The sequence below is a fragment of the Calditerricola satsumensis genome (assembly GCF_014646935.1).
Lineage (GTDB): Bacteria > Bacillota > Bacilli > Calditerricolales > Calditerricolaceae > Calditerricola > Calditerricola satsumensis.
This window is the reverse complement of sequence record NZ_BMOF01000050.1, coordinates 1-17,568: the sequence shown is the minus strand read 5'-3', so window position 1 is coordinate 17,568 and position 17,568 is coordinate 1. Positions and strand designations below refer to the sequence as shown.

The following is a 17,568-nucleotide window of genomic DNA, read 5'->3' as shown; positions in this document are numbered from 1 at the left end:
ATGCGTTTGTCCGAAATTCCGGCCGCGTCGGCTGCGCTGCTTCCGTTTTCAAGGAACCGTCTCTTGCTGCCGCGCCTGCTCGCGCGGCGACGACGTCTTTGAATATAACATGAAACGGCAAACACCGTCAACAGGAATTTTTTGTCTCCTGCCACGCGCCATCGCCAACTCCATCGCCAATCCGAACGCCCTGTGGTATACTCACGGCAGGAGGGGGACGACATGCTCTTTTCCAACAAGCTGAACAAACTGCGCACGCTGGCCTGGGTCGTCATCTTTATCGGCATCGCGGTCATGTACTTGGGCCTCCTCTTCAAAGCGTCCATGACGCTGATGGCCCTGTTTATGGTTCTCGGGTTCCTGATCGTCCTGTCCAGTTCGGCGATCTACTTCTGGGCCGGCGTGCTCTCCATGCGCGCGGTGCAGGTGGTTTGCCCGAAGTGCGAAAAGGTCACGAAACTGCTCGGGAAAACCGATCAATGCATGTTCTGCGGGCAGTGGCTGAGCCTTGACCCAAAATACAAAAAAGAGGGCCAGTAAAACGAAAACGCCGCGCCCTCGCGCGGCTTTTTCCAAATCCCTTAATGGGTTACATCCTGGCACTCCCGGCACAAGCCGTATACTTCCATCCGGTGGCTTTTCACACGGAAGCCGGTCACCTTTTCCGCCACCAACTCCACTTCCGTAAGCGGCGGATAGGCGAAGTCGACAATCTTTCCGCAGGATGTGCAAATCACGTGGTAATGGTCGCTCATGTTGGCGTCAAAACGGCTGGAATTGTCGCCGTACGTGAGCTCCCGCACCAGACCCGCTTCCTTAAAGAGGCGCAAATTGTTGTATACCGTCGCCACGCTTAAGTTCGGAAACTGCCTCTCCAACGCCTTGTAAATCTCGTCGGCCGTGGGGTGAGACATGCTCTCGATCAGGTACGCCAAAATGGCGTACCGCTGCGGCGTGATGCGCACCCCATTGGCCTTCAGTTTTTCGATCGCTTTTTCGAGCCGGTGTGAACGCATGGGTTTGCACTCCCATCAACAAGAAAAACGATCAGGTAATGGATGAGGAAACCCTTTAAATCTATAATAGATAGTTTACGTTCCCCTGTATCCCTTGTCAACCAGACGGCCCGGTGGCCGCGCGAAGGGTTTCCCGCGCATAGCGACAGTGCGGGCGAATGGGACACGCGCTGCAGCGGGGATTGCGCGCCGTGCAGAGGCGACGGCCGTGCCAGATGAGCCAGTGATGGGCTTGGGACCACTTCTCCTTTGGGATGACCGCCATCAGCTGCTCCTCGGTCTCGCGCACGTCGTCGGATTGGGCCAGCCCGATCCGATTGGCCACGCGAAACACGTGGGTGTCGACGGCGATGGCCGGCACGCCAAAGGCGTTGGACAGGACCACGTTGGCCGTCTTCCGCCCCACCCCAGGCAGGGCTTCCAGCTCTTCCCGGGTACGGGGCACCTCGCCGTTGTGCTTCTCATGCAGAATGCGGCACGTCGCCAGGATGTTTTTGCTCTTGTTCTTGTACAACCCGAGCCCGCGGATTTCCCGTTCCAGCTCCTCCTGCGTCAAGCGAAGGTAGTCCTCCGGACGCTTGTACTTTTCAAACAGCGTCGCCGTCACCTCGTTGACCTTCTTGTCCGTACACTGGGCCGAGAGGATCGTGGCGATCAACAGCTCGAACGGGTTGCGGAAATGGAGCTCGCAGCGGGCATGGGGGTACAACCTTTCGAGCTCGCGCAACACCTCGTCAACGGGTACATCGGTTGCGTGGCGCGCGGTGCGCAATCGCTGGCCTTTTCCCATTTACGCTTCCTCCTTGCCCCGCCATCCTACGCTTCGGTTGCCCTTTGTCCCTTCTTCCCCTGATTCGCCCACCGTTTTAGTATAGCATTTCCCAACTTCACATGCTCGAGGAGGGATGGCCATGGACCGACGGTTCAGCGACCTGACGCCGGACGAGCTGCGCCGGGAGGTGGACCGCCTGCAGCGAGAGGCGGAAACCAAGCGCAACCAGGGGCTCATGGCGGAAGCGGAGGTGCTCGAACAGCGCCTCTTCCTGGCCAAATCCTACCTGTGCGACCCGAGCGCCTTTCGCCCCGGGGAGACGTACCGCGTGATCGGCGAAGACAAGCCCTTTCGCCTGGCCTTCATCCGCGGCGTGATGGCCTGGGGCCATCTCGAAGGGGGAACGGAAGCGCGCGCCTTCCCCCTTGGCCGGTTATACCGTTAGTCCCCGCTTTCCATCCGGCATTTTCGGGACGCCCCGCGCCTTGCCGACACACAAGGAACCCCCCATCCGCCTGTCGGATGAGGGGTTCTGGGGTGTTCATGGTCCAAGAATTCGCCCGTCCCTCCGGTTATCCGCCTACGTCCCGTCGTCTGCGTGCAGCGTCGGCTCGGGGCGGCCCAGCCGCTGGTTGACGTACCGCGCCAGCACAAACAGGTAGTCGGAGAGCCGGTTCAAATAGCGCACGACAGCGGGGTTGATCGCCTCCTCGGCCGCCACGCGCACCGCCGCCCGCTCGGCCCGCCGCACGACGGTGCGGGCCACGTGCAGCGCGGCGCCGGCCGGATGGCCGCCCGGCAAAATGAAGTTCGCGAGCGGCGGCAGCTGGGCATCCAGGGCGTCGATCTGCCGCTCCAGGTTCGTCACGTCGTCATCGCCGATCGGCCAGCCCACCGGCTTGTCCGGCGGCGTGGCCAGCTCCGCCCCGACGTGGAACAGCTTCGTCTGCACGACGGCGAGTTGCCGGCGCACCTCGTCCCACTCGGGGCCAGCGGGCAAGAGGGCCAGGGCGAGGCCAATGCACGAGTTGGCTTCGTCGCACGTCCCGTACGCCTCCACGCGTGCCGCATGCTTGGGCACGCGCACGCCGTGGATCAGCGACGTCTCCCCTTTGTCTCCGGAACGGGTGTAGATGCGCACGTTTGTCCCCTCTCCCATCGTCTGAATCTTCCGTCGTTTAGCCATCGGCGGGAGCCGGCCATCCGGCACGGCACTCGCCTCAAGCCAGGTGTTCGCGCACAAAGGCCAGCACCTCGTCGGCGTGGCCATCCACCTTCACCTTGCGCCAGATTTTGGCGATCTTTCCCTCGCCGTCGATGACAAAGGTGGACCGTTCGATGCCCATGTACGTCTTCCCAAAATTCTTCTTCTCCTTCCAGACGCCATAAAGCTGGCACACTTTGGCGTCCGTGTCGCTGAGGAGCGGGAAGGGTATGTTGTACTTGGCGGAAAACTTTTCATGGGTCGCCAGATCGTCGGTGCTGACGCCCAGGATCACGGTGTTGGCGTCTTCAAACCCTTGAAGACGGGACGCGAAGTCCACCGCCTCCTGCGTTCACCCCGGGGTCAGGTCTTTCGGGTAGAAGTAGAGCACCACGTTGCGCCCCCGGTAATCGGACAGGGAGACGGTCCGGCCCCCCGTGGCGGGCAGCGTGAAATCGGGCGCCGGTTGCCCGACGGCCAGTTCGGCCATCTCGCGTCACCTCCTCGCACGGAGCGGTTCGCCTGTCTTTTCCATTATACCGCATGGGCCCTCGCCTCATCCATGGCGTTCCCCGCATGGACAGAAGCCGAGCTGAAGCGCCCACGCACTGGGCGGCATCGACCTCCTGCGAAACCCATGCGCTACGAGCCGACGCCGCGGTAGCGCCGCACGCCGGCGTTCCATGCCCAGAGGCCGAGGACAAAGGCGACCGCCCCCACCACCGGCGTGGCCGCGGCGTAGGCGTAGTACGTCTCCCGGCCCAGGAAGTAGGACGACGGGTACAGCCCGACGTAGGCGAAGGGGAGGATCCAGGTGAGCACGATGCGAATGAGGCGGTTGTAGATATCGACCGGATACCGGCCGTAGTTCTGGATGTTCCACACCATCGGTGCGATGCCCGTCTTGGCGTCGGCGAAAAAGCCGATGGCGGCGATGGCCACGTAGATGCCGGCGTACACGAGCACGCTGCCCAACACGAGCAAAAGAAAGACAAAGGGGTCGTACCACGTCAGGTCCAGGCCAAGGCGCCAGCCGGCGTAGCCCATGATGACGAGGCCGGTCACCACGCCGAACAAGGCCTCGGGATCCAGATTTTCCAGGCACACTTGGGCCAAGCTGTGAATTGGACGCGTCAGGACGCGGTCGATTTCGCCGCGAAGGATGTAGCGCTCCTGAAAGTCCCACAGGTTGAACAGGCAGGCGAAGAGGCCGTACGGGACGAGGAAATACCCGTAGATGAACAGGATCTCGTCGCGACTCCAGCCGTTGAGCGTCGGTACGTGGTCAAAGACGACGAGGATGAAGACGAGGTTGACCAGTTGCCAGACGACGTCGGTGAGGCCCTGCACGAAAAAGTCGGACCGGTAGGCCATGCGCGCCTTGAGGTACTGGGCCAAGTACGCCCCGAACAGGGAAAGGAGCCGTCGCACCTTCGTCATCCCCCCTGCACCACCAGCTTCCGGCGGGCGAGGACCCACAGCGCCTGGATCGGCACGACGAGCAGGACGCTCCACGCCAGCTGCACGAGCAGGGCCTGGTGGATCTGCGCCGATGTCCAGGCCCCCGTGACGATCATCGTCGGCAGGTAGCTGATGGCCTGGAAGGGCAGGAGGACGAGCACCGCCCGCGCCCATTCGGGAAAAAGGGAGAGGGGCACGATGAGCCCGGAAAACAGGTCGACGACAACGCGCTTGGCGTACATCAGGCCCTCGTTGTTGAGCAGAAAGAAGGCCAACAGGCCGGTGAGGAGGTTGAGCTGGGTGTTGATGACAAAGCTCAGCAGCAGGCTGAGGGCAAACAGCCCCCACGTTTCGGGGCGCTCGGGCAGATCCACCGGCAGGAGGAAGGAGACGAGCACCATGCCCGGAACCGAAAAAAAGCACAGCCGAAAGAGCCCTTCGCCGAGCGCCTGCATCGCCTTGACGAGCAGGTAGTTGTACGGGCGGATCAGCTCCACGGCCACGCGCCCCTCGCGAATCTCCTGGGCCATCTCCCGGTCCACGTTGTTGAAATAAAAGGATCGCGCCATCCACGCCACGGCCACATAGGTGGTCATCTGGGTGGCCGTCAGTCCGCCCAGGGTGCTTTCCCCGTGGTACAAGGCTTTCCACAAAAAGTAGTACGCGCCGATGTTGATCGTGTAGACGGCTATGCCGCTGTAGTAGTTGACCCGATAGGCGAGCATCAGCAAAAAGCGCAGGCGCACCCACTGGAGGTAGGGGCGCAGCGCGGAAACGAGCCCCCCGAGGCCGGCCAACGCCCGGTGGTGTCCGCGTCGCGCCAGGCTGCGCGCGGGGCTACGCATGGGCCATCCCCTCGGCGTAGATGCGGCTGACGATCTCCTCCGTGCTCGTCTCCTCGACGCGCACGTCGGTCACGGGGAAGGCCTGCAGGCGGGCCAGCAGGCTGGACACGAGGGCCCCGTCCCCCTGGCGCAACACGGCCCGGCTGCGGTACGGGTGCTCCTGCTCCCAGGTGACGGGCAGATCGGCCGTCTGCCGGTGCAGGTCCTCGACCGACACCGGGCGGGCAAACTCGACCACCACCCGCTTTTCCTCCGCCCAGCGGCGGCGCAACTCCTCCAGGCTGCCGTCGTAGAGGATGCGCCCCTTGTCGAGCATCACCACGCGCGAGCAGAGGGCCTCGATGTCCGACAGGTCGTGGGTGGTGAGGAGAATCGTCGTTCCGTAGGTGCGGTTCATCTCGCGCAAGAACTCCCGCACCTTCATCTTGATCAGCACGTCGAGGCCGATCGTCGGCTCGTCGAGGAACAGAAGGGGCGGATTGTGCACGAAGGCCGCCGCCAGCTCGCAGCGCATGCGCTGGCCGAGGGACAGCTTGCGCACCGGCCGGTCGAGGAGGTCGCCGATCTCCAGCACCTCGATCACGTAGCCCATGTGCTTGCGGTACACGTCGTCGGGGACGCGGTAGACGCGCTGCAGCAGGCGGAACGACTCCTGCACGGCCAGATCCCACCACAGCTGGCTGCGCTGGCCGAATACCACGCCGATGGTGCGGACGAACCGCTCGCGCTCGCGGTGCGGATCCATGCCGTTGACGCGCAGGAAGCCGGAGGTGGGCATGAGGATGCCGGTCAGCATCTTGATCGTCGTCGATTTGCCGGCTCCGTTGGCGCCGATGTAGCCGACCATCTCCCCTTCCTCGACCAGCAGGTTGATGCCGTCGACGGCGGTGATGGTGGTGTACTGGCGCGTAAAGAGATCGCGAAGGGCCCCGAGCAATCCGGGGCGGCTTTTGTGGGTCTTAAACGTTTTGGTCAAGTTGCGCGCTTCGATGCGGTACATCGCCCATCCCTTCTTGGTCCATCAGTCCAGACCGTGCTTTTGCAGGTAGCGGAGCCGCGCTTCGGTCAACACCTCCAACGCCTTTTCCTCGTCGCCATAACCGGTCAGCGGGCTGGCAATGGTGAGGAAGGCTTCCAGCCGAATGCGGCGCCAATTCGGGATGTCGTCGGGCGTTTTCCAGCGCCGCTCGTTCAGCGGCACGGCCAGGAGCTTGTGGTCGCCGTCCTTGCGCAGAAGGATGCCAAGCGGTCGGCACACAAAGGGTTTGCCGACGAGGAGGGGACGGTCGGTGAGCACGACAATGTCGAGGGGTTCCCCGTCTTCGCCGATCGTCTTGGGGATGTGGCCGTAGTTTTCCGGGCAAACCACGTCGAGCGTCTCGGAAACCACCCACGCGCGCTTTGCCTCGTTCCAGGCGTAGCGTTCGCGGCTGTCGCGTGGAATCTCAATAAGGGCCTGCAGCTTTTCCATCACCCGTGCACCTCCCCTCAAGTTGGCCAAACTCCCACCTTCCATTATAGAAAAGGTGCGGTACAATGGGCGAGGACGGCCCTGCACCACCACAGGACCGCATTTTGCCCCCAACGTGCCCTCCGCCCCTCCCAAAATCGCTATCCCGAAAGGAGGATCCGCGATGGAACGCCTTCGCTCCGCCCAGCTGTACGAACAAGCCCTCGACGTGATCGTCGGCGGCGTCAACAGCCCCTCCCGCTCGTTTCAGGCCGTCGGCGGGGGCCCGCCGGTGTTCATGGTGCGCGCCCAAGGGGCCTACTTCTGGGACGCCGACGGCAACCGCTACATCGACTACCTGGCCGCCTTCGGGCCGATCATCTGCGGCCACGCCCATCCCCACATCGTCCAGGCCATTTGCGAAGCGGCGCAAAACGGCACGCTGTACGGCACGCCGACGGAATGGGAGATCACCTTCGCCCGCATGCTGCGCGAGGCCATTCCGTCCATGGAAAAGATCCGCTTCGTCAACTCCGGCACGGAAGCGGTGATGACGTGCATCCGCGTGGCCCGCGCGTACACCGGGCGGACGAAGATCGTCAAGTTCGCCGGGTGCTACCACGGCCATTCCGACCTCGTCCTCGTCGCCGCCGGTTCCGGTCCCGCCACCCTTGGGATCCCTGACAGCGCCGGCATCCCCCAGTCGATTGCCAACGACGTGATCACCGTGCCCTACAACGATCCGTACGCCTATGCCGAAGCGATGGCCCGGTGGGGCGACGAGGTGGCGGCGGTGCTGGTGGAGCCCATCGTCGGCAACTTCGGCATCGTCCCGCCGGAGCCCGGTTTTCTGGAAACCGTCCACCGCGTGGCGAAAAACTGCGGCGCCCTCGTCATCTACGACGAGGTGATCACCGCCTTTCGCTTCCATTACGGCGGCGCGCAAGACCTGCTCGGCTTTGCCCCCGACATGACCGCCCTCGGCAAGATCATCGGCGGTGGGCTGCCCATTGGCGCCTACGGCGGGCGGCGTGAGATCATGGAACAGGTGGCCCCCCTCGGCCCGGCCTACCAGGCCGGCACGATGGCCGGCAACCCGGCATCGATCCGCGCCGGAATCGCCTGTCTGGAGGTGCTACGCGAGCCGGGCGTCTACGAGCACCTCGACCGCCTCGGCCGCATGCTGCAGGAGGGAATCGAGGCGGCAGCATCACGCCACGGGATCCCGGTACAGGTCAACCGCGTCAAAGGCGCCCTGGCCGTCTACTTCACCGACCGGCCCGTCAGGCAATACGCCGACGTGCAGGCCTCCGACGGGAAGCGCTTTGCCCGCTTCTTCCGCCTCATGCTCGATCAGGGCGTGTACCTCGCGCCGTCCAAGTACGAGGCGTGGTTCATCACCCTCGCCCACACGGAAGACGATATCGCCTACACCGTCGAGGCCGTCGACCGCGCCTTCGCCCAACTGTAAGCGCGCACGGGTTCCCGCGCCCCGTCCCTGGGAAGGGGGGCGCGGGTTTTCTTTCAAGATCATGACCGAACATTTTATTATGATAACATTTGTTTTGTTCGTTTTTTTCCGTCGACGCGCAAGACGAAAAGTTGCGGATACAGCATAAAAACGCTTTCATCTGCATAAAAATCAAGGACTCCCTATTGTGCAAAACCCCTTGTCATGCTATGCTATATTTAACTTTTTCCGCACGTTTTCCGGTTGCCCCGCCTGTTGTCGGCGATCGGCCCGGCACCGACGGCCTTGCATGGGGCGATCACCCCGCTCCCGGTGCGGGGAGGATGAAATCCCGAACGAGGCACCGGAATCGGGGAAAAAGACGGAAGAGAGAAACATTTCCTGCCCCTTTGACCAATTCGGATAGGAGGTGAAGCGGTCAGCTCGATCTGACCGGAGGATGATGAACCACAAGCGCGTTGTTCTCCGCGAGATCGCCCGCTTTCGGAACCATCACCTCACCGAGCACGATGCCTGTGGCATCGTCTGCGTGATCGAGAAAGACGGACGGCCCTCTCACGAAAACGTCCTGCGCGTTTTGGACGCCCTCGTCAAAATGGAGCACCGCTCCGGCTTCATCGACGGGGAGGGCGACGGCTGCGGCATTCTCTGCGACATTCCGCGCACGTTGTGGGCGCAGAAGCTGCTGGCCTCCGGAAAGCCCGGCGAGCTCGCTTTCGACAAGCGTTTTGCCGTGGGGCATATCTTCATCCCGCGCAATCTGGACCGCGATGCGGTGATGGCCGACATCCGCGCCCGAATGGCCGACGCCGGCTTCACGGTGCTGCACGAAGAGGTGGACAACGTCAACCCGGGCGTGCTCGGCAAAAACGCGCGCAAGGAGTCGCCCACCTTCTGGCAGGTGGCCCTCCTCGCCGAGAACGTCGACACGGGGCGCTCCCTGGAGGCGGCCCTCTTTGAGCTGCACGTGGCCATCGAGGCGGCACACAACGTCCACGTGGCGTCCTTGAGCAACCACACCGTCGCCTACAAGGTGATGGGGGCGGCAGGCATTCTGCCGCAGTACTTCGCCGACATCGGCCGCCCCGAGTTCCAGTCGACGGTGACGATCGGCCACAACCGCTACTCGACGAACACGCTGTCCAACTTCTTCCGCGTGCAGCCCTTCACCCTCCTCGGGCACAACGGGGAAATCAACACGATCACCCGCCTGGAGGAAGAGGCCGAGATGCTCGGCGTGCCCCTGGTGGCGGGCGGCAGCGATTCGCAAAACCTCAACCGGACGGCGGAGGCGCTCATCCACCGCTACAACCTGACGCTGTTTGAGGCGATGGAATTCCTCTTCCCGCCGATCCTCAACGAGATCAAACAGCTGCGCCCCGAGCTGCAGGACCTTTACGCCTACATCCGCGAGGCGTGGGGCCACTTCGCCCAGGGGCCGGCCGGAATCGTCTCCCGCTACAAGGACGAGTGCGTCTTCAGCGTCGACGCCCTGGGCCTGCGCCCGCTGTGGATGGTGGAGGACGAGCGCTCCCTGTACTTCGCCTCGGAGCAGGGGCTCATCCCGGCAACGGAGATGGTGGCCGAACCCAAGCCCCTTGCCCCCGGCGAAAAGGTGGGCATCCAGCTGCTTCCGGAAGGCGGCATCCGCCGGTACGCCTACCACGAGCTGCAGGAGGAGGTGCGGCGGCGCCTGGCGCAAAAGGTGGACTTTCGCGGGTTCCGCCATCGCCTCGTCGTCGGACAGCCCCCGGCGGACGTGGCGGTACGGGAGCCGATCGCCGAGGTGACAAACCGCCACTACGCCGCCTTTGGCTGGGAGCGCGAACAGATTCAGCTGGCCGAGCAAATGGCCGCAAACGGCGCCGAGCCGATCCGCTCCCTCGGCCATGACGCGCCCCTTGCCGCGCTGGCCAGCGAGCGGCAGAACATCGCCGACTACATCAAGGAAAGCGTCGCCGTCGTGACGAATCCGGCCATCGATCGGGAGCGGGAGATGGAGCACTTCTCCACGCGGGTGGTGCTCGGCCGCCGTCCCACCCTGGGCACGGCCGAGGACCGCGGGGACGTCATCGAACTGCCCTCGCCCATCCTCCTGGAAGGGCCGCTGGGGCAAGAAGCGGCACGCCAGCTCGGCACGTGGTCCTTCGAGGAAGTGCTGGCCCACTTCGCCACAATCGGCGGCGTGCACACCCTCCACACGTACTTCGTCGACGGGCAGTCGATGCGGGACGCCCTGAAGGCCATGGCCAACGAAGCGGTGGAAGCGGTGCGCGCGGGGGCGACGCTCCTTTTGCTCGACGATGCGCCGTGCCACCAGAACGGGCGCTACTGGATCGACCCGCACCTTTGCCTCGCCGCCATCGACACGGCGCTGAAAAAGGCCGAGCCGGGCAACGGCAACCTGCGCCGCCGAGCGGGCATTATCCTGCGCTCGGGAGCCATCCGCAGCCTGCACGATCTCGTGCTCGCCTGCGGGTTCGGCGCCGACGCCGTCAGCCCCTACCTCCTCTTCGCCACGGTGGCCGGCAAAAACGGCGAGGCCACAGCGCCGATCGTCAACCTGTACAACGCCCTGACGAAGGGCATCGAGAAGGTGATCTCCACCCTCGGCATCCACGAGCTGCGCGGCTACACGCGGCAGTTTTCGGCCATCGGCCTGCGCGACGAGGTGGCCGAGGTGCTCGGCATCGCCAACTTCCTCGGCTCCGAGGAAGCCGGCACCTCCTTCGCCGATCTGGAAGCGGACAGCCGCAAGCGCCACGAGGACTTCGCCTCCGATGCGGCCAAGCCGGCCAAGCTGTTCCGCCTCTTCCCGCGCATCTGGAAGTCGATCGGCCAGCTGGCCGCCGGGGAGATTGCCTACCGCGAGTACGCCGACAAGCTGGAGAACGAGGAGCGGACCAACCCGATCGCCATCCGCCACCTGACCGACCTCAACCTGGAAAAAGCCCGCCAGGAGCGGCCGCCGGTCGACCCGAGCCAAGTGGACATCAGCGTGGGCGAGCACAGCCTGCCGCTCATCATCAGCTCGATGTCCTTCGGCTCGCAGAACGAAATCGCCTTCCGCGCCTACGCCGAGGCGGCCGAGCAGCTCAACATGATCAGCCTCAACGGCGAGGGCGGCGAGATCAAAGACATGCTCGGCAAGTACCTGCGCACCCGCGGCATCCAGATCGCCTCGGGCCGCTTCGGGGTGAATGTGGAGCTGGCCAATGCCGCCAACATCGTCGAAATCAAGATCGGCCAGGGAGCCAAGCCGGGCGAAGGCGGACACCTGCCCGGCTCGAAGGTGACGGCCAAGATCGCCGCAGCGCGGAACGCGACGATCGGCTCCGACCTCATCTCGCCGTCGAACAACCACGACATCTACTCCATAGAGGACCTCGCGCAGATCATCTACGAGATCAAGCAGGCCAACGACCGGGCCAAGGTGGCCGTCAAGGTGCCGATCGTGCCGAACATCGGGACGATCGCCGTCGGCATCGCCAAGGCCGGGGCCGACTTCATCAACCTGTCCGGCTTTGACGGCGGCACCGGCGCGGCCCGCGTCCACGCCATCCAGCACGTCGGCCTGCCGGCGGAAATCGGCGTCAAGGCGGCCCACAACGCCCTGATCGAGGCCGGTCTGCGCGACCGCGTGGAGCTGTGGTGCGACGGCGGCATGCGCTCGGGCCTCGACGTGGTGAAGATGATCCTCCTCGGCGCCAACCGCGTCGGCTTCGGCACGCTGGCGATGGTGGCCATCGGCTGCACGACTTGCCGCGGCTGCCACCTCGACACCTGCCACGTGGGCATCGCCACGCAGATCGACTCCCTCGAGGAGGCCAAGGAGAAGGGGCTGCGCCGCTTCGTGCCGCGCGAGTTTGATCGGGCCGTCGAAGCGCTCAAGACCTTCTTCACCGCCATCGGCGAGGAGGTGCGCCGCCTGACGGCCGAACTCGGCTTCGCCCGCACCCAGGACATGGTCGGCCGCGCCGACCTCCTCGTGCAAACGCGCGGCCGGGAGCGCCTCGACCTGCGCCACCTGCTCATGCCGATGCCCATGCCCCGGGAGCTGCGCGTCGCCGCCCTGCACGAAGAGGAACGACAGGCGCGCCTCCTCGTCGCCGCAGGGTCGGAAAGCGCGCAGCTGGAGCGGGAAACCTACGTCTCCACCGACCGTCCGCTGCAGCGCACCTTCCGCAAGGTGCTGGGCAACGCGCGCGTCATGGGCGGCCTGTACTCCTGCTACCGCGTGCGCGGGCGCCTCGACGGCAGCTACCGCAACCTGCCCGAGGTAACGCTCACCTTCGAGGACGGTTCGGTGCCCGGCAACGGCCTGGCCGCCTTTAACGCCGCCGGGGTCAACATCCGCGTGCGCGGCGGGGCCCAGGACGGCGTGGGCAAGATGGCCTTCGGCGGCCGCGTCAGCATCCTGAAGGCCAAGAACAAGCACGGCGTCTTCCTCAACGGGTCGGTGGGCAAGAGCTTCTGCTACGGCGCCCAGAAGGGCCTCTTCATCGTCCAGGGCAACGCCGACGCCCGCGCCGGCATCCGCCTCTCCGGCGCCGACGTGGTGATCGGCGGCGAGCTGACGGAGCCGGTGCGCGACGAACTGGGCAACATCGGCGCGCGGGCCAACATCAAGGGCTTCGCCTTCGAGTACATGACCAACGGCCGCGCCGTCGTCCTCGGCGACCCCGGGCCGTGGATCTGCTCGGGGATGACCGGCGGCGTCGTCTACCTCCGCGTCATTCCCGAGCTGGGCCTGGACGAGGCGGCGTTGCGCCGGCGGATCGCCAAGGGCGCCAAGGTGGAGCTGAAGCCCCTCGACGAGAAGGGCAAGGCCGACATCGCCGAGCTGCTCGGCGCCTACGTTGAGGAACTGAAGGCCACCGACCAGCACGAAAAGGCGAACGAGATCCAGCGCCTCATCGCCGAGGCCGACCGCCACTTCCGGATGGTCGTGCCGGTCAGGCAGCAGGCCGACCAGTCGGTGGCCACCGAATAACGGCATTCTGCCGCAGGACCGTCATGCGGGAGGGATTCCCCCCTGCCCCGGCGGATCGCCTCCCCCACATATATAACGCGACCGGATCAACCCGGTCGCGTTTTTCGTCGTCCCGCGCCGGCCAGCGGCGCCGGGTGGCCCAAGAGAAATCCCTGCCCGAGCGGAACCCCCAGGTACTTGGCCGCGGCCAAATCTTCGGGCTCCTCAAGCCCCTCGACGATCAGCTGCGTCGGCGTCCCGTCGAGCATGTAAAGCAGCCCGCTCACCACGCGCTGCTTCTGGGCATCGTGCGCCAACCGATGCGTAAAGTAACGGTCCAACTTGAGAAACTCCGGCTCCAGCTCCAACCAATAGCGGAGCGACGCGTACCCCACCCCGATGTCGTCGACGGCAAACCGTACCCCGCGCCGGCGCAGCGCGTCCACCACGCGGCGAAGCGCCGCCCAATCGGCAACCGCCTCCTGCTCGCTGAGCTCCAAGACGAGCGAGGGGGAAGGGGCCATGTACTGATCCCACCATTGGAGGAAATCGGGTTCCATCAGCGTGTTCGGAAACACGTTCATAAACAGGTAGACCGATGTGAATTGCGCCGTTTCCCATGCCTTCCACAGCGACACGCAATCCAGAGCGGCGCGGTGGCCATGCCGAGTGGCCTCATCAAACAGAAGCGTCGGCGACGCTTCCTGCCGCAACAGGGGACGCAACAGCGCTTCGTATCCCAAAACGGTCCACGTATCCAAGCGATAGATGGGCTGATACCAGTGCGTGAGGGGATACAGCTCCATCACCCGCTTAAACGACTGGAGGAGTGTAGAGGAGATGGAAAAGAATACCCCCCCCCTCATTTCCAATTTGTTCCTTATTCATACGCGTCGCCTCTTTCGTTCCTTTCCTCCATTTCAATCGCGACAACATCGAAAAAATAGAAATTGGACGTTTTGTCTCATTATAAAAATGGAAGACATATCCTTGTCAAGCATTCGGGTAAGCTGTAAACTACCGGTGACCGACCCTTTGGGGAAAGGAGCATCCGCCATGCGGATCGGCGCGCGCATGGTGAAAACCGCCTTCGCTGTCATGTTGGCCCTCTACCTCGGGGAATGGTGGGTTCCCGGAAGCGGGGCCATCGCCGGCATCACGGCGGCCCTTTCCGTCCAGCCGTCGCTGCAGCGGTCATGGCAAAACATTTTGGAATTGCTCCAGGCCAACTTGATGGGGGCCGCCCTGGCCGTTGCCGCCGCCCTCCTGTTCGGCTCCCAACCCTTCGTGATCGCCCTTGTCGTCATCCTCGTCATTGCCCTCGGCCTGCAATTGCGACTGGAAACGACCATTCCCCTGGCCCTTGTTGCCGTCATTTTCATCATGGACAGCCCGACCGACAACTTTCTGGAAACGGCCGCGGAACGCTTGTTTCTCATCCTGATCGGCGTTTTCTCCTCCATCTTCGTCAACCTGGTCTTTCTTCCGCCCCAGCACGAAACCCGACTGCGCCAGGCGTTGCAAGAGACCACGGAAGCCATCCTCGTCTTGTTGCGCGTCGTGATGGAAAACGACATGAAGAGCAAAGCCTTTCGCGCGCGCAGCAAAGAATTGGAGCAACAACTCTCGGAACTGAACCGGCTCTACTGCTTGTTCCAAGAAGAGCGCGTTCCCCCCTTGCGCCATCGCTACGCCAAACAGCGCCGGCTGGTCCTGTACAAGGAAATGATCGAGGCATGCCGCCACGCCTTCGACCTGCTGCGGGCCGCGGAACGGTACGTGCCCGACATCGCCCACCGCGATCCCGAGTTGGCCCGCCTGATGGACAACCAGCTTGAGGCCATGGCGGCGTACCACGAAAAAATCCTGCTCAAATGGGCCGGTGTCGTACGGTCCCATTACCCGCACGAAATCCCCGTCCATGTCCACCGCGGCAGCCGCCAGTTGCTTCACGAAGCCATCACCCGCTACCAAAACGCCGCGGCACAGGGAAACGGGAAAGCCGAACAGCCGCTGTTTCTCCTCCTGGGGCTGCTGCTGGAGTATGCGGAACGCCTCGATCACGTCGACCGGCTGATCGACAGCTACCTCGCCCACTCCCGCCCGGAGGAAGAGCCGAGCCGCAAAATAAAAAACTCCTTACGTTCTCGGTAAGGAGTCGCGGTCCACGCCACTCAGGTGCGCGAGATAGCGCGCAAACCACTTTTCGACATAACCGGGCTGAAACGGGCCCTTGCGGTGATGGATCAGCTGCTTCAGCCGCCGCAACCCTTGGTACACGTGGCGGACGACGGCATCGGGATACCCCATGCGCCGCCGGTTTTCCTCAAACTCGTCCTCATCCAACACGACGTACGTGAAATCGGGATACACCTTGACATCGAGATCATAGTCGATGTACGTCAACACGCCGTTCTTCCACCGGAAGGGCGAACCGAGGTTGCAGTAATAGTACACGCCGTCTTCCCGTAACATGGCAATGGTGTTAAACCAATCCCCGCGCGTAAACGTGCAAATGGCCGGTTCCCGCGTAATCCACTGCCGACCGTCGGCCTCGGTCACCAGCACCCGGTCATTGCCGCCGATCAGACGACGGCCGTTGTGCAACACCAGCGTCTTGTCCCACGTGCGATGGCGCGTGCCGTCATGTTTGTAGCTTTCGATGGTGATCACGGTTCCTGGCCGTGGCACTTTCACCCGCGTCAACTCCTTGCCTCACCCAGTGGCTGTTCAATGCGCTTCGACAGGGTCACGAGCTGTTGCACCTCGTAGCCCAGAGATTCGTAGAAGGGAATGGCTTGCTCGTTGTCCTGCTTGACCATGATGACAATCTGCGTCACGCCTTTTTCGCGAAACCGCTCCTCCAGCGCCTGCACGAGCCGGCGGCCAATGCCGCGGCGCTGGTAATCGGGATGAACGGCCAGCCGGTAAAAGTAGGCCCGGTTGCCGTTGATCGTTCCGACGATCACGCCCACCACCTGGCCGTCCACCTCGGCGATCAGCACGAGCTCGCTGTCCCACGCCAGCTGCCGCGCCAGCGCGTCCAGGTCGGCCTCCTCTTGCTCAAACCCGGTGGCGCGCCAAATGGCCGTGATCGCCGCGTAATCTCCCAGCCGAAACGGGCGAATGATCACGCCTCTCCAGCCTCCCCACCGAATGTCTCCGCCCCCGTCTCTTTCCCTTTGCCCTCTTTTATTTTATAACAACTCGTCATCAAACGAATGTGTGCTAAAGGAGCAGCGATTGGCCTCCGTCCACAACGAGGGTCTGGCCGCGAATCATCCATGCGTCGTCGGACAGGAGGAAGCAGACGACCTTGGCCAGGTCTTCCGGCGTCACCGTGCGCCCCGCGGGCGAGCGACGCGCCGCTTCGGCCAGGAGCTCGGCGCCGTTCGGGAAATGCTTGAGCGCATCCGTGTCCACCGCCCCGCCGGCGACGGCGTTGACGACAATGCCCAGCGGCGCCAGTTCAACCGCCAAGTACCGTGTGATGGCCTCCAGCGCCGCCTTCGACACGCCAACGGCCGTGTAGTACGGCAACACGCGGCCGGAGCCGAGAGAGCTGACGTTCACAATCCGGCCCCCGCCGCGCGCGGCCATCCGCCTGGCCGCCTCCTGGGCAATGAAAAAGGCGGCCTTGCTGTTGATGTCCATCGTCCAATCCCAATGACGCTCCTCCAACTCCAGAAGCGGCCGCAGCACGCCGGAGGCCGCGTTGTTGACCAAAAAGTCGAGCCCCCCGAACACGGCGTCGATTTCCGCAAAGAGCGCCGCCAGCTTGTCCCTGTCAGCCACGTTGGCCCGAATCAGGTGCACGCGCACGCCGAGGGCCTCAAGCTCCGCCTTTGTCTCCTCGGCGGCGGCGCGGTTGCGGAGGTAATTGAGGGCCAGATCGCAGCCGCGCTCGGCCAGCGCCCGCGCGATGGCCTTGCCGATCCCGCGCGTCCCTCCGGTGACAAGGGCCACCTTGCCCTGCCACTCGCGATTGCTCATGCTCCCCTTCCCCCTTCGCTCACCACAGCCCGATGCCCCAGTCCTTCGACCATTATAACGGCTTGGCAGGGGTGTGACAAGAAACAGCACCGAGTGGATCCTGCGGCGGGGGACCGCACGTCGCCGCGCATCGCGGACGAGCAGGCAAAAAAACAACGCCCGCTTGCTGCGGGCGTTTTCCTCGCTATGTATGGAGCGGATGACGGGACTCGAACCCGCGACCCTCAGCTTGGGAAGCTGATGCTCTACCAACTGAGCTACATCCGCTCGTTCCGTTCGCGAGTTTGATTGTAGCACAGCCCCGATCCCGTGTCAACCCCTCGCAGGCTCGAGCTTTTTTCGCTGTGCCTGTATCTCGGCCTGATCTGCATCAGGCCATCTTCA

17 protein-coding genes and 1 tRNA gene are annotated in these 17,568 nt (G+C 63.9%); 5 read left to right on the top strand and 13 right to left on the bottom strand.

The annotated features are described in order from the left end of the window. Positions 1-222 precede the first annotated feature (222 nt). Entirely contained in the window at positions 223-540 is a 318-nt protein-coding gene (locus tag IEX61_RS10270) for a YgzB family protein (RefSeq protein ID WP_054672799.1), read from the top strand. Between the two features lie 41 nt (positions 541-581). On the opposite strand, the gene perR is transcribed toward IEX61_RS10270, so the two are convergent. Both perR and nth read right to left on the bottom strand, forming a co-directional pair. After that, positions 582-1,016, bottom strand: coding sequence for a peroxide-responsive transcriptional repressor PerR (gene perR / locus IEX61_RS10265; protein WP_054672802.1), 435 nt, complete (start codon positions 1,014-1,016; stop codon positions 582-584). A gap of 97 nt (positions 1,017-1,113) precedes the next feature. After that, the gene (gene nth, locus IEX61_RS10260; RefSeq protein WP_188817907.1) at positions 1,114-1,806 is read right to left on the bottom strand and encodes an endonuclease III; all 693 of its coding nucleotides are present in this window, start codon (positions 1,804-1,806) and stop codon (positions 1,114-1,116) included. 121 nt (positions 1,807-1,927) lie between these two features. Here nth and IEX61_RS10255 point away from each other — a divergent pair, with 121 nt between their 5' ends. Next, complete coding sequence (locus IEX61_RS10255; RefSeq protein ID WP_188817905.1) at positions 1,928-2,233, top strand: DUF1811 family protein; 306 nt, start codon at positions 1,928-1,930, stop codon at positions 2,231-2,233. A gap of 135 nt (positions 2,234-2,368) precedes the next feature. On the opposite strand, the gene IEX61_RS10250 is transcribed toward IEX61_RS10255, so the two are convergent. The 6 genes from IEX61_RS10250 to IEX61_RS10225 all read right to left on the bottom strand — a co-directional run bounded on the left by IEX61_RS10250 (position 2,369) and on the right by IEX61_RS10225 (position 6,769). After that, positions 2,369-2,929, bottom strand: coding sequence for a cob(I)yrinic acid a,c-diamide adenosyltransferase (locus IEX61_RS10250; protein WP_188817911.1), 561 nt, complete (start codon positions 2,927-2,929; stop codon positions 2,369-2,371). Between the two features lie 79 nt (positions 2,930-3,008). Beyond that, the gene (gene bcp, locus IEX61_RS10245; protein ID WP_083462900.1) at positions 3,009-3,482 is read right to left on the bottom strand and encodes a thioredoxin-dependent thiol peroxidase; all 474 of its coding nucleotides are present in this window, start codon (positions 3,480-3,482) and stop codon (positions 3,009-3,011) included. Between the two features lie 152 nt (positions 3,483-3,634). Continuing rightward, the gene (locus IEX61_RS10240; protein ID WP_054670254.1) at positions 3,635-4,432 is read right to left on the bottom strand and encodes an ABC transporter permease; all 798 of its coding nucleotides are present in this window, start codon (positions 4,430-4,432) and stop codon (positions 3,635-3,637) included. Further along, complete coding sequence (locus IEX61_RS10235; RefSeq protein WP_188817909.1) at positions 4,429-5,220, bottom strand: ABC transporter permease; 792 nt, start codon at positions 5,218-5,220, stop codon at positions 4,429-4,431. The genes IEX61_RS10240 and IEX61_RS10235 overlap by 4 nt, the downstream gene beginning before the upstream one ends. A 70-nt stretch (positions 5,221-5,290) precedes the next feature. Next, positions 5,291-6,298: an ABC transporter ATP-binding protein gene (locus IEX61_RS10230; RefSeq protein ID WP_188817903.1), complete on the bottom strand. Its 1,008-nt coding sequence runs from the start codon at positions 6,296-6,298 to the stop codon at positions 5,291-5,293. Between the two features lie 21 nt (positions 6,299-6,319). Continuing rightward, positions 6,320-6,769, bottom strand: coding sequence for an inorganic diphosphatase (locus IEX61_RS10225; protein ID WP_229725835.1), 450 nt, complete (start codon positions 6,767-6,769; stop codon positions 6,320-6,322). 163 nt (positions 6,770-6,932) lie between these two features. Here IEX61_RS10225 and IEX61_RS10220 point away from each other — a divergent pair, with 163 nt between their 5' ends. Beyond that, on the top strand, positions 6,933-8,219 hold the full coding sequence (locus IEX61_RS10220) for a glutamate-1-semialdehyde 2,1-aminomutase (RefSeq protein ID WP_054670263.1): 1,287 nt from the start codon (positions 6,933-6,935) through the stop codon (positions 8,217-8,219). 442 nt (positions 8,220-8,661) lie between these two features. Beyond that, the gene (locus IEX61_RS10215) at positions 8,662-13,212 is read left to right on the top strand and encodes a glutamate synthase-related protein (protein ID WP_188817901.1); all 4,551 of its coding nucleotides are present in this window, start codon (positions 8,662-8,664) and stop codon (positions 13,210-13,212) included. Positions 13,213-13,298: 86 nt separating this feature from the next. On the opposite strand, the gene IEX61_RS10210 is transcribed toward IEX61_RS10215, so the two are convergent. Continuing rightward, entirely contained in the window at positions 13,299-14,057 is a 759-nt protein-coding gene (locus IEX61_RS10210) for an EAL domain-containing protein (protein WP_188817899.1), read from the bottom strand. A 190-nt stretch (positions 14,058-14,247) separates the two neighbouring features. Between IEX61_RS10210 and IEX61_RS10205 the strand changes: the two genes are divergently transcribed. After that, the gene (locus IEX61_RS10205) at positions 14,248-15,345 is read left to right on the top strand and encodes an FUSC family protein (protein WP_054671564.1); all 1,098 of its coding nucleotides are present in this window, start codon (positions 14,248-14,250) and stop codon (positions 15,343-15,345) included. Here IEX61_RS10205 and IEX61_RS10200 read toward each other — a convergent pair. From IEX61_RS10200 to IEX61_RS10185, 4 genes are all read right to left on the bottom strand, one after another. Continuing rightward, complete coding sequence (locus IEX61_RS10200) at positions 15,331-15,888, bottom strand: DUF402 domain-containing protein (RefSeq protein WP_054671566.1); 558 nt, start codon at positions 15,886-15,888, stop codon at positions 15,331-15,333. The genes IEX61_RS10205 and IEX61_RS10200 overlap by 15 nt on opposite strands. Positions 15,889-15,893: 5 nt before the next feature. After that, complete coding sequence (locus IEX61_RS10195; protein ID WP_054671569.1) at positions 15,894-16,325, bottom strand: GNAT family N-acetyltransferase; 432 nt, start codon at positions 16,323-16,325, stop codon at positions 15,894-15,896. Positions 16,326-16,419: 94 nt separating this feature from the next. Then, entirely contained in the window at positions 16,420-17,184 is a 765-nt protein-coding gene (gene fabL / locus IEX61_RS10190; RefSeq protein WP_054671573.1) for an enoyl-[acyl-carrier-protein] reductase FabL, read from the bottom strand. Positions 17,185-17,375: 191 nt separating this feature from the next. Further along, positions 17,376-17,451, bottom strand: a tRNA-Gly gene (locus IEX61_RS10185). Between the last annotated feature and the right edge of the window lie 117 nt (positions 17,452-17,568).

Excerpts from the sequence above, each read along its gene's own strand:
- IEX61_RS10270 (WP_054672799.1), top strand. The coding sequence starts at position 223 with ATGCTCTTTTCCAACAAGCTGAACAAACTGCGCACGCTGGCCTGGGTC.
- perR (WP_054672802.1), bottom strand. The coding sequence starts at position 1,016 with ATGCGTTCACACCGGCTCGAAAAAGCGATCGAAAAACTGAAGGCCAAT.
- nth (WP_188817907.1), bottom strand. The coding sequence starts at position 1,806 with ATGGGAAAAGGCCAGCGATTGCGCACCGCGCGCCACGCAACCGATGTA.
- IEX61_RS10255 (WP_188817905.1), top strand. The coding sequence starts at position 1,928 with ATGGACCGACGGTTCAGCGACCTGACGCCGGACGAGCTGCGCCGGGAG.
- IEX61_RS10240 (WP_054670254.1), bottom strand. The coding sequence starts at position 4,432 with ATGACGAAGGTGCGACGGCTCCTTTCCCTGTTCGGGGCGTACTTGGCC.
- IEX61_RS10230 (WP_188817903.1), bottom strand. The coding sequence starts at position 6,298 with ATGTACCGCATCGAAGCGCGCAACTTGACCAAAACGTTTAAGACCCAC.
- IEX61_RS10225 (WP_229725835.1), bottom strand. The coding sequence starts at position 6,769 with ATGGAAAAGCTGCAGGCCCTTATTGAGATTCCACGCGACAGCCGCGAA.
- IEX61_RS10220 (WP_054670263.1), top strand. The coding sequence starts at position 6,933 with ATGGAACGCCTTCGCTCCGCCCAGCTGTACGAACAAGCCCTCGACGTG.
- IEX61_RS10215 (WP_188817901.1), top strand. The coding sequence starts at position 8,662 with ATGAACCACAAGCGCGTTGTTCTCCGCGAGATCGCCCGCTTTCGGAAC.
- IEX61_RS10210 (WP_188817899.1), bottom strand. The coding sequence starts at position 14,057 with ATGAGGGGGGGGGTATTCTTTTCCATCTCCTCTACACTCCTCCAGTCG.
- IEX61_RS10205 (WP_054671564.1), top strand. The coding sequence starts at position 14,248 with ATGCGGATCGGCGCGCGCATGGTGAAAACCGCCTTCGCTGTCATGTTG.
- fabL (WP_054671573.1), bottom strand. The coding sequence starts at position 17,184 with ATGAGCAATCGCGAGTGGCAGGGCAAGGTGGCCCTTGTCACCGGAGGG.